General features: G+C 50.5%; 10 protein-coding genes. 5 read left to right on the top strand and 5 right to left on the bottom strand.

Annotation, left to right across the window (positions count from 1 at the left end; genetic code table 11):
• Positions 1 to 66: 66 nt before the first annotated feature.
• The 3 genes from HK11_RS03580 to HK11_RS03570 all read right to left on the bottom strand — a co-directional run bounded on the left by HK11_RS03580 (position 67) and on the right by HK11_RS03570 (position 2,320).
• Entirely contained in the window at positions 67 to 1,032 is a 966-nt protein-coding gene (locus HK11_RS03580; protein WP_086553958.1) for an NAD-dependent epimerase/dehydratase family protein, read from the bottom strand.
• Positions 1,033 to 1,112: 80 nt separating this feature from the next.
• Positions 1,113 to 1,637 carry a DUF192 domain-containing protein gene (locus tag HK11_RS03575; RefSeq protein WP_173560193.1) on the bottom strand — a complete coding sequence of 175 codons (525 nt, stop codon included), beginning with the start codon at positions 1,635 to 1,637 and terminating at the stop codon, positions 1,113 to 1,115.
• A gap of 8 nt (positions 1,638 to 1,645) precedes the next feature.
• The gene (locus tag HK11_RS03570; RefSeq protein WP_233133289.1) at positions 1,646 to 2,320 is read right to left on the bottom strand and encodes an MBL fold metallo-hydrolase; all 675 of its coding nucleotides are present in this window, start codon (positions 2,318 to 2,320) and stop codon (positions 1,646 to 1,648) included.
• 215 nt (positions 2,321 to 2,535) lie between these two features.
• On the opposite strand from HK11_RS03570, the gene HK11_RS03565 reads away from it, so the two are divergent.
• The 5 genes from HK11_RS03565 (at position 2,536) to HK11_RS03545 (ending at position 6,950) form a co-directional block, all read left to right on the top strand.
• Positions 2,536 to 3,630, top strand: coding sequence for an XdhC family protein (locus tag HK11_RS03565; protein WP_086553957.1), 1,095 nt, complete (start codon positions 2,536 to 2,538; stop codon positions 3,628 to 3,630).
• Complete coding sequence (locus HK11_RS03560) at positions 3,630 to 4,244, top strand: NTP transferase domain-containing protein (protein WP_086553956.1); 615 nt, start codon at positions 3,630 to 3,632, stop codon at positions 4,242 to 4,244. The genes HK11_RS03565 and HK11_RS03560 overlap by 1 nt, the downstream gene beginning before the upstream one ends.
• 113 nt (positions 4,245 to 4,357) lie before the next feature.
• Positions 4,358 to 4,708 carry a RidA family protein gene (locus HK11_RS03555; protein WP_086553955.1) on the top strand — a complete coding sequence of 117 codons (351 nt, stop codon included), beginning with the start codon at positions 4,358 to 4,360 and terminating at the stop codon, positions 4,706 to 4,708.
• A gap of 323 nt (positions 4,709 to 5,031) precedes the next feature.
• Positions 5,032 to 5,874: a CHAP domain-containing protein gene (locus HK11_RS03550; protein ID WP_143216345.1), complete on the top strand. Its 843-nt coding sequence runs from the start codon at positions 5,032 to 5,034 to the stop codon at positions 5,872 to 5,874.
• Between the two features lie 134 nt (positions 5,875 to 6,008).
• Positions 6,009 to 6,950, top strand: a complete 942-nt coding sequence (locus tag HK11_RS03545) for an alpha/beta fold hydrolase (protein ID WP_158092780.1) — start codon at positions 6,009 to 6,011, stop codon at positions 6,948 to 6,950.
• Positions 6,951 to 7,008: 58 nt separating this feature from the next.
• Here the strand turns inward: HK11_RS03545 and gcvP are convergent, their stop codons facing one another.
• On the bottom strand, positions 7,009 to 9,831 hold the full coding sequence (gene gcvP, locus HK11_RS03540; RefSeq protein ID WP_233133292.1) for an aminomethyl-transferring glycine dehydrogenase: 2,823 nt from the start codon (positions 9,829 to 9,831) through the stop codon (positions 7,009 to 7,011).
• A gap of 254 nt (positions 9,832 to 10,085) precedes the next feature.
• Positions 10,086 to 10,451, bottom strand: a complete 366-nt coding sequence (gcvH, locus tag HK11_RS03535) for a glycine cleavage system protein GcvH (RefSeq protein ID WP_086553952.1) — start codon at positions 10,449 to 10,451, stop codon at positions 10,086 to 10,088.
• Positions 10,452 to 10,487 lie beyond the last annotated feature (36 nt).

Below are 10,487 nucleotides of genomic sequence, written 5' to 3'. Positions count from 1 at the left end.
CAAACACACCTCAATTCCACTCAATTCCACTCAAAAAAAAGCAAAAATCCTCAAAAAAAATCAAAATTAATCCTCATATGTTCTGAACCACTGCGTAAAGGCAGAAAGTCCTGCCTCAAATGACACCTCAGAGCGCCATCCGGTCAGTTCATGAAGGCGTTCAACACAAGCCCAGGTCTTTTCAACATCAGCCTGCGGGCGCGGCAGCAATCTCAGGTGAGCCTTACACCCCAGTCCTTTCTCCAGCAGATGCACCATATGCCGCACAGATTCGGGATGATCACTGCCAACGTTGAGAATCCGCGCTGTGCCATGAGCTGGCGGTCTGACAAGCACGAGTAATACGGCACGAACAGCATCACTGATGTAGGTAAAGTCACGTGCAAGGCTATCGCCTTCATACAACGTCACCTCGTCACCCAGCGTCATCGCCCTGGCAAAACTGTAATACGCCATATCAGGTCGGCCCCACGGCCCGTAGATAGTGAAAAAGCGCAGCCCGGTCTGTGGCAGGCCGTAAAGATGAGAGTAAGACTCGGCAGTGAGTTCACCACTGCGTTTTGTCACAGCATAAAACGAGCCTGGAACATCGACTCTGTCTGTTTCACGAAAAGGCAGTTGCGTATTGCGCCCGTAAACGGACGAAGAAGATGCATACACCAGGTGCTTAAGCCGGGGCAGCCTGCGTGCAAACTCGAGCACAGCTACATGACCCTGCACATTGGAATGCACAAAAGCCTCAGGGTTACGCACCGAGTACCGCACGCCGGCCTGCGCAGCCAGATGCACAATACCGGTAATGCGCGCGCTGACATCAGAAAGGGCATTTTCTGCCAGCAGATCACACAAATCCATCCGGAAGAAGGTGAAGTTTTTTTTCTGCCTGAGCTGATCAAGACGATTCTGCTTCAGACGGGGGTCATAATACGCATTGAGGTTATCGATACCGATAACCTCAGCCCCCTCTTTTAACAGAGCCAGACAGGTATGATACCCAACAAACCCGGCTGCCCCGGTTACCAGAATCGTCACGCTTCTACCTCGTCAAACAGGTTGGAATGGTATCTGCCTGCATCAGCCACACTTACTGCCACATACATCAGGCTGATTATTCAGGACTTTTTCTTCAGAGCCGCGGCGTCAACTTTATCGCCCACAACAATACCAAGGCGAGCCGTAACACCGCCGGCCAGTTCAAGTGTAGCCACAGCTGGCCCATGACTGCTGATATGCGCCAGGCTCTGAGGCACAGTATTTTCTGCGATGGCCTGAATACGATTATCTGCACCGATAAAAACAATATCGAGCGGAACAAGCGTATTTTTCATCCACATATCGCTCTGTTGCGGATAGCTCCACACGAAAAGCATACCCTCGTTATCAGGAATATGCGTACGAAACATTTCGCCAACCTGCTGCTGCCTGGGTGTACGGGCTATCTCAGCAGAGAAAATATGTGCTTCACCACTGGCTGACGTGATCGTCAGTTTTTCAACAGGCAGTTTAGGCTGTGCCTGAACTGGCTCAGGCAGCTCCTGCTCCTGTGCAGAAACATACAGCGGAGCTGCGGTGACCATAGCAGCACACAGGCCTGCTGCCAGAACATACCGTATACCGGTTTTTACATTAACACTCATCACATGCCTCAGCCTGCATTAAAGAAAGGATTACCGCTACGCTCGGCACCCACTGTGGTGTGCCCTCCGTGCCCGGGAACAACGATATAGCCATCATCCAGAGAGAACAGCTTTTCACGAATAGAATTTAAAAGAAGGGACTCGTCAGCATAAGCAAAGTCAGTACGACCCACTGCCCCTTTGAAGAGAGTATCTCCTGCAAATACGATTTTTGCAGCATGATCGATAAAGACAACATGCCCAGGCGTATGGCCAGGTACATGAAGCACATGAAGCTTACGCCCGATCAGATCGAGCACCTGCCCGTCCTCACTATACTCATCAGCTGTCGCATTCTCCAGCTCACTCAGACCAAAATGTCCGGCCTGCTTCTCGATAGAGGACAAAAGAAATTCATCGCGCTTATCAGGGCCGATAACGACCGGCGCTTTACCCTGACGTTCTGCCAGAATACGACACAGCGGCGCCACACCACCTGCATGATCAAGGTGCCCATGAGTGAGAATAATCGCTGACACAGTAAGATTATTTTGCTCCAGGAACTGAGCCAGAACATCTGCATCACCGCCAGGATCAACAACGACAGCCTCAGCTGTCTCAGGGTTCCACAATACAGAGCAGTTTTGCCGAAAAGGGGTGACGGGAACAACCCGCACCTGCAAACCATCAAAGGTGAAATGCACGTCTCTTAACTCCTACTTCTTCAGGCGCTGCTCACGCAAAACAAAACGTCACGGCTACAGTCCACTTAAAACCTTAAGTCATACTATCACGAGAGCAGGCACATAAAAACTGAGCGAAAAAACAACTTCCTTTTAACGGCACTGGTCTATGCTCCGATAGAAGCCTACACTCCTCTCAAGTATAGTCTTTGTTATGTCAGGTTTTATTAGTCGTTATGACCAGCTATCCCCTTCCGGCCCGAACCCTTATTGATCATGCACTGCACTGGTGTGATGCAGGCGATAAGGTTGTGATTGCAACCGTCACCGGTACATGGGGCAGCTCCCCCCGGCCAGCGGGCAGCGTAATGGTCATGAGCGAAAGCGGTCGGATAGAGGGCTCTGTCAGCGGCGGCTGTGTTGAAACAGACGTCATTACCGCCGCGCAGGAACTTATGAATGGTGCCCCGCCACGTATTATCTCTTATGGTGTCAGCTCAGAGCGCGCATGGGAAGTCGGGCTGGCCTGTGGTGGTAAACTCGAAGTTTTACTTGAAGCCGTTAAAAACGCCGCCTGCCCGTGGGGCACATTACCTGAAGCCATTTTACGCACGGCGCAGACTGCACAGAGCCGGCGTGAGAGCGTTGTTCTGATCAGAACCATGGATGGCTTACACCACACTTTACTGACGGAGGAGCAGCTCGCCGGGGGGGACACACCCGATATTCCTGTTCCTGTCCGCCGCCTGGCCCTGCAAAGCCTTAAAGAGGGACGCAGCAAAGCCCTTGAAAGCGAAAACAAAACACCGGCATGGTTTGTGCAGCCACTGCCCCCGCCTTTGCGCCTTCTTATTGTCGGAGCAGTACATATTGCGCAGCATCTTGCTCTGCTGGCCCGCATGTCAGGGCTGGCTCCGGTTGTTATCGACCCCCGGACACCGCTCGCGACCGAAGAACGCTTCCCCGGCCTTATACCCGGCACAACCCTGATTACAGAATGGCCGGATGAGTTACTGCATAAGCTAAAACCTGACAGTATGACAGCTATTGTCACCCTGACACATGATGCCAAACTGGATGACCCGACACTGGAGGTCGCACTGCGCAGCTCTGCTTTCTATATTGGTGCTCTGGGCTCACGTAAAACCCAGGCGAGCCGGATTAAACGACTACATGAAGCAGGCTTTTCTGAACATTCACTGAAGCGCATTCACGGTCCGGTTGGTCTGGCCATTGGCGCGACTGGTGCTGAGGAAATTGCTATCTCGATTCTGGCGGAAATTATTGCCGTACGGCGTAATGCCTCCTTGGCGGAAGCACCAGGCTGGTAATGTCGCGCCTCAATATCACGCTTATTCTGGCCGCAGGCTATTCCCGCCGTACCGCGCCCAGCCATAAGCTTCTGGCAACTAATGCTGCCGGGCAAACAATGCTTGGCTGTACGATCAATACTGCCCTGGACAGCATAACTGACCGGGCTGTGGTGGTAGTGCCACCACAACGCACCGACTTAAAGAATATTGTCACGCAGGCTTCGGCTTTATCAGACCGCATAGAATTATGTGTCTCACATAATACAGCACTGGGCCTGTCAGCCTCTTTACGAGCCGGGATAGAAGTCGCTGAAAAATACCAGGCACACTCTGCGCTGATCTGCCTAGGAGATATGCCACTTGTGCCCGTAACATTACTCAACACATTAATAGCAACGCAGCATGTACCCTCCCCGCCCCCCGCAGCGGCCCCTTTGCTGCATGGCCGCCCTGGTAACCCGGTAATATGGCGCGCTGATCAGTTCTCTGCCCTTAAACAGGCAGAGGGAGATAAAGGCGGACGCGACCTTCTCAGGCAGCTTGGGGCAGCTCTGCATCTCATCGAATCTGACCCTGCCCTCCTGACTGATTTTGATACACCTGAACGCCTGCAACAATTCGCCCGACTATAAGCATTTCATCTGTTGACCATCTGGCAGATCCGTCTGAACAATAACGGCAGAAGCTGGCAGACATAACGTTACCAGCCCGTTAGCCACAGCCTTTTTCGGAGTACAATAAAAGAATGAGTAGAATTCTGCGCACAAACCCCTCTCCTGTCCTTTCTACAGCAGTAGAGTATCATGGTTTTGTGTTCACACAGGGTGTTGTTGCACGTGACCTGAGCCAGGATATTGATGGGCAGACACGCGATGTGCTGGCACAGCTTGATGAATTACTTGAACACCACGGAACAGATAACACACGTCTGCTGCAGGCTCAGATCTGGCTCAAAGACATTAACGACCGCGATGCTCTGAACAAACACTGGACAGCATGGCTGCCAGAAAATCAGGCTCCTGCACGTGCCTGTGTTCAGGCTGTGCTGGCAGACCCCCGTATGCTGGTCGAAATTATGCTGGTTACCACTAAATAAAACACTCTTATTTTGTGACGGTCAGGCCACACAAGCTGTGATAATTTCGCAACTCTCCTGACGAATCCTGGCCGTCATTCTGTATGCTCGCTCCGACAAAAAAGAACCCTCATTTTTTATAATTTTGCAGATTTTATCATTTTATAGGAAATTTTTCCTATAAAACATTTTTTGCTATCCTTTTTATGACAAATCGATAAAAGCATGTTTATTGCTCTGCTTTCAGTGCTTGCCCGATATGCACAGAATGTCAGATAACTCCTCTTACAGTTGTTTCAGACAACAGACCTAGAACAGATTTAATATGAACGAGGTAAGGCGACATGCGAAAAAAACAGTCAGGCTCTCTTATACTCAAAGTAGCCGCTGTTTCTCTGCTGTCCTTATCTGCCACCCTGCAGCCTGCATGGGCTAAGAGAGTCTCTCATTCTGTTACAAATCATCACAGAATAAACAGAGCTTCTCTGCATTACAGCCATGCCCGCAGACATCACTATGCAGGTGGTGGCCACGTTATTCAGTGTGTTGCCTACGCAAAAACTGCATCTGATGTTGTTATTCGCGGTAATGCACGGGACTGGTGGTACAAAGCCGCCGGAGTTTATGAGCGTGGCTCAGCACCCCGCGAAGGTGGTGTACTAAACTTCCGCCCGATACGCCGCATGCCTCTGGGACATGTTGCTGTTGTACGACAGATCATTAACAGCCGTACTATTATGGTCGATCAGTCACACTGGGCGCAGAACGGCATTGCTCACAATACACCCGTTATTGATGTTTCACCCAACAATGACTGGTCAGCTGTTCGCGTTGCACTGAACAATCATTCCGGTAGTTTTGGTTCAATTTACCCGACATATGGCTTCATTTACGGGCACGACAATCACAACACCTCAGCGCCTCAGCACCACCAGAATCCTGAAAATGCACGCAGTGCCGTTATGATGGCCTGGGCAAAGAAAATACAGAATAACCCGAACCTGGCTACCCAGCTTGCTGAGGCTCCGGAAAATGCTCAGCCTGTTGACGGTCTGCACTCAGCCACATCAGATACTGTCAGCAATGACCAGAACCTCCCGTCAGGGACAAAACAAAAACCTGCTGTCAGACACGTTCGGTCAGGTATACATCACAGACCAGGCGTAAGACATACCAGCCACAGATAAGGCAAAAACTCATTTTAGTTTCAGATTAAACGCATCAGGTTATTACTGGTGCGTTTTTTGTTATGAAGATTTTATAATTCTAAAATTATTTTCATAAATCTATACTGACCTTAGCCAACAATAAGGTCATGAAAATGCGAAAATTATCCCGCGCTATTCTGAAGTTAGGTGCTTATTATTTATTACTGACATTTCCTGTTGCCGCGCATACAGAAAATATTTCTCATCAGTCGCAATCTGCTGCGTTTTCTTCGTCACATTTTACCATAACAGACGAAGGAACAACGCAAAAACCTGATATTATTTTTATACCAGGGCTAAGCGAAGGACGTGATATATGGGCAAACGAAGCCCTGCGACTTTCATCTGATTATCACCTTCATATGCTACAAATTAACGGCTTCGCCGGGCAAAAATTCCCTCACAATACATCCCGTTTCTTTCTGTTACCCTCAGTTGTTAAGCAGCTCCACAACTACATTACGACCCGCCATATGCACCCCGTGCTCATCGGGCACTCACTCGGCGGGCTGATTGCTTTGATGCTGTCTCAGCAATACCCACAGGATGTCTCCAAAATCATAGTTGTCGATACACTACCCTTTTATGGTAATTTATATGGCCCTCAGGCGACTGTTGAAAATACAAAAAAGATCGCTCTGGCAACACGTGATAATATTGTGCATCAAAATCCTGAGCAGGCGAAACAAGCCCAAAAACAGATTGCTCAGATGCTGGCTTTAAGTCCGGCAGGGCAACAATACATTCTGATAAATACGCAAACCAGTGATCCCGCGATTGTTGCACAGGCTTTGTATGAAGACGCACAAACAGACCTGCGCCCACAAATTTTATCTAACAAAGTCAAAACCCTTGTTCTCTATGCCTATGACCCGACACTGTACGGAAAGACAGATCAAAAAACACCTGCCGGGGATTATATGGAGACAATTTTCAAAGCCGGTTACAAAAATATGCCTGATGTCACGCTGGTGCGTATCGATAATTCGCGTCATCTGATTATGTTCGATCAGCCCGAAGCCATGAATAAGGCCATCGAAGATTTTCTCAGATAAAATACCCATAAAAAAGGGGCCATAAGGCCCCTCCGTTACTGATAATAACTTCCTGGTATTATTCCATATACTCCGAAATATCAGGGCAGGTGCACACCAGGTTACGGTCACCATGAGCGTTATCAATACGCCCGACAGGCGGCCAGTATTTTGTTGTAAACGCGACACCCTCCGGGAAGGCCCCTTGCCTGCGTGGATAGGCACGATCCCACTCTTCTGCCGTTACGACATCAGACGTATGCGGTGCATGACGGAGAGCTGACTGCTCAGCGCTCAGTCTGCCCGCTTCAACCGCACCAATTTCTGCTCTGATACCCAGCATTGCGTCACAAAAGCGATCGAGCTCTGCTTTCCCTTCCGATTCGGTTGGTTCGATCATAAAGGTACCCGCAACAGGAAAACTGACTGTTGGCGCATGAAAGCCATAATCGACCAGTCGCTTGGCAATATCATCAACGCTCACGCCCGTCTGATCTTTGATCGGACGAAGATCAAGAATACATTCGTGCGCCACACGGTTATGAGACCCGCGATAAAGCACCGGATAAACTTCTGACAAACGGCTGACGATATAGTTAGCATTCAGCACAGCAACCTGCGTTGCCCGTGTCAGACCTGCATCCCCCATCAGACGGATATAAGCCCATGAAATTGGCAGAATAGATGCAGAACCAAATGGTGCGGCACTCACTGCCAGCGAGGTCTCAGCTGCTGCCGGGTTACCTGGCAGAAAGTCCTTAAGATGTGCTTTTACACCAATTGGCCCCATGCCTGGGCCACCGCCACCATGCGGAATACAGAATGTTTTATGCAGGTTAAAATGGCTGACATCACCGCCATAATCACCGGGGCGTGCCAGGCCAACCTGCGCATTCATATTGGCGCCATCGACATACACCTGTCCGCCTGCTTCATGCACCAGGTCACAGATCTCGCGGATGTTCTGTTCAAAAACACCATGCGTAGAAGGATAGGTAATCATGAAAACGGAGAGATCAGCGGCGTGTGCCTGAACTTTCTCACGCATATCAGCCAGATCGATATTGCCGCCCGCATCACACTTAACCACAACGACTTTCATGCCAGCCATCTGGGCTGATGCCGGGTTAGTACCATGAGCAGATGCCGGAATGAGGCAGATATTACGATTCTCCTGTCCGCGATGACGATGATATGCGCTAATGGCCAGCAGACCAGCATACTCACCCTGCGCACCTGAGTTCGGCTGGAATGAGACTGCATCATATCCGCTGACAGCACACAGCCAGCGCTCAAGATCATCAAACAGTGCCTGATAGCCTGTAGTCTGCTCAGCCGGAGCAAACGGATGAATGGTACTAAAGCCAGGCCATGTGATCGGCAGCATTTCGACCGTAGCATTCAGCTTCATTGTACACGAACCAAGAGGGATCATAGTACGGTCAAGCGCCAGGTCTTTATCGGCCAGACGGCGCAGATAGCGCAGCATATCAGTCTCAGACTGACAGGAGCGAAACACAGGCTGCGTCATAAAAGCAGATGTACGGTTCAGCGTATCCGGCAGAGCAGAACCTGCTGCGCTAAGCCCCCGTGCCATGCTCTCAACCTGTCCGGCAGTTTTCTCAAAGACTGTCCAGACCGCATACACAATCTCAGCAGTCGTGGTCTCATCAAGGCTGATACCAAGACGTCCCCCGCCTGCATCACGCAGATTGATGCCTGCAGCACGTGCTTTGACCAGAATATCCTGCGCAGCAGCGCCAGCCTGAACGGTAATCGTGTCAAAGAAGTGAGACGTTTCAACCGTCGCCCCAAGTGCCTTAAGACCTGCTGCCAGAGTTGCTGTCAGACCATGTACACGACGGGCAATTGCCTTCAGCCCTTCAGGGCCATGATAGACACCATACATACCGGCAATAATGGCCAGAAGCACCTGTGCTGTGCAGATATTCGAAGTCGCTTTTTCACGACGGATATGCTGTTCACGTGTCTGAAGAGCCAGGCGATAGGCCGGGTTACCGGCACTATCCACCGACACACCGACAAGACGACCTGGCAGGTTACGCTTATGGGCATCACGCACAGCGATATAAGCCGCGTGGGGACCACCAAACCCCATAGGCACACCAAAACGCTGGCTTGAGCCGACGGCAATATCGGCTCCCAGTTCACCAGGCGAGGTCAGCAGCGTTAAAGCCAGCAGGTCAGCAGCGACGGCAACAATACCACCAGCCTGATGCACAGCATCAGCAAACGGACGCAGGTCTTTCAGGACACCAGATGTACCAGGATACTGAAAAAGAGCACCAAAAATATCAGAGGCAACAAGGTCTGTAGCAGGGTTACCCACAACAATGGTAATACCGAGGGGCTCTGCACGGGTTTTTAAAACAGTCAGTGTCTGCGGATGGCACTCTGCATCAACAAAGAACGTAGAAGCTTTTGACCTTGCAACACGGTGCGCAAGAGACATAGCCTCAGCTGCAGCCGTTGCTTCATCAAGCAATGACGCGTTGGCAATATCCAGCCCTGTCAGCTCGGTAATCATCGTCTGAAAATTGAGAAGAGCTTCAAGACGCCCCTGACTGATTTCAGGCTGATAGGGCGTATAAGCTGTGTACCAGGCCGGGTTTTCAAGAATGTTACGCTGGATGACAGCAGGCAGAACCGTGCCGTAATAACCCTGACCGATGAGAGACGTCATCACCTGGTTCTGGCTGGCCAGTCTGCGCAAATGGGCCAGAACTTCCTCTTCCGTCCAGCCTTCGCCAATCCCCATCGGGGCTGACAGGCGAATCTCATCAGGCACAGTCTGCTTCATCAGCTCATCAAGCGAAGAGGCTCCAACTGTTTTAAGCATAACAGCAACATCATCGGCCGAAGGACCAATATGACGCGGCATAAAAGAACCTGCCGCAGGTTTAAGGCCATCAAAAACTGACAAGCCTGCTACCGGAGAAGCAGAACAACGATCTGATGCAGAATCAGGGGTGAGCATGCAGGGGTGATCCTGAAAAATAAAACTGACACAGCAGTTCAGACGAAACATTCAGGCAAACAGCGCGTTTTTGCAGACTGTCGGCCCGCAATCAGAATAAAAAAGCCTTACAGCCTCTGTTTGCTGCCTCGCAGAAACAGAAGCTGTAAAAACGTAGCTTAACCAATAAAAGCAGCGTACGCGTCGGCATCCATCAGGGCAGAAAGCTGCTCCGGATTGCTGATACGCAGTTTCAGGATCCAGCCTTCGCCCTCCGGGTCAAAGCTGACACGTGCAGGGTCATCAGAAAGCGCAGCATTGCCTTCAAGGATTTCGCCATCAACAGGTGCGTAAATATCTGACGCAGCCTTAACGGATTCAACAACAGCCACAGCATCGCCAGCACTGGCGACAGTTCCGGTCTGGTGCACTTCAACAAACACCAGTTCACCAAGCTCATCAGCCGCGTGGCGGGTAATACCAACAACAGCTGAATCGCCATCTACACGCAGCCATTCATGCTCTTTTGTGAAATATAACGTCATGTCAGACTTTTCCTTAATAATCAGAATAAAAAATCA

Origin of the sequence: Acetobacter sp. DmW_043, from assembly GCF_002153485.1 — a bacterium.
In the GTDB taxonomy this organism is placed as follows: Bacteria; Pseudomonadota; Alphaproteobacteria; order Acetobacterales; family Acetobacteraceae; genus Acetobacter; species Acetobacter thailandicus.
Note: the sequence above shows the minus strand (reverse complement) of the source record. Positions and strands in the feature narration are given on the sequence as shown.

Bases quoted from the DNA above. Each gene is read 5' to 3' on its own strand.
- HK11_RS03575 (WP_173560193.1), bottom strand. From the start codon at position 1,637: ATGAGTGTTAATGTAAAAACCGGTATACGGTATGTTCTGGCAGCAGGC.
- HK11_RS03565 (WP_086553957.1), top strand. From the start codon at position 2,536: ATGACCAGCTATCCCCTTCCGGCCCGAACCCTTATTGATCATGCACTG.
- HK11_RS03560 (WP_086553956.1), top strand. From the start codon at position 3,630: ATGTCGCGCCTCAATATCACGCTTATTCTGGCCGCAGGCTATTCCCGC.
- HK11_RS03555 (WP_086553955.1), top strand. From the start codon at position 4,358: ATGAGTAGAATTCTGCGCACAAACCCCTCTCCTGTCCTTTCTACAGCA.
- HK11_RS03550 (WP_143216345.1), top strand. From the start codon at position 5,032: ATGCGAAAAAAACAGTCAGGCTCTCTTATACTCAAAGTAGCCGCTGTT.
- HK11_RS03545 (WP_158092780.1), top strand. From the start codon at position 6,009: ATGCGAAAATTATCCCGCGCTATTCTGAAGTTAGGTGCTTATTATTTA.
- gcvP (WP_233133292.1), bottom strand. From the start codon at position 9,831: ATGCCGCGTCATATTGGTCCTTCGGCCGATGATGTTGCTGTTATGCTT.
- gcvH (WP_086553952.1), bottom strand. From the start codon at position 10,451: ATGACGTTATATTTCACAAAAGAGCATGAATGGCTGCGTGTAGATGGC.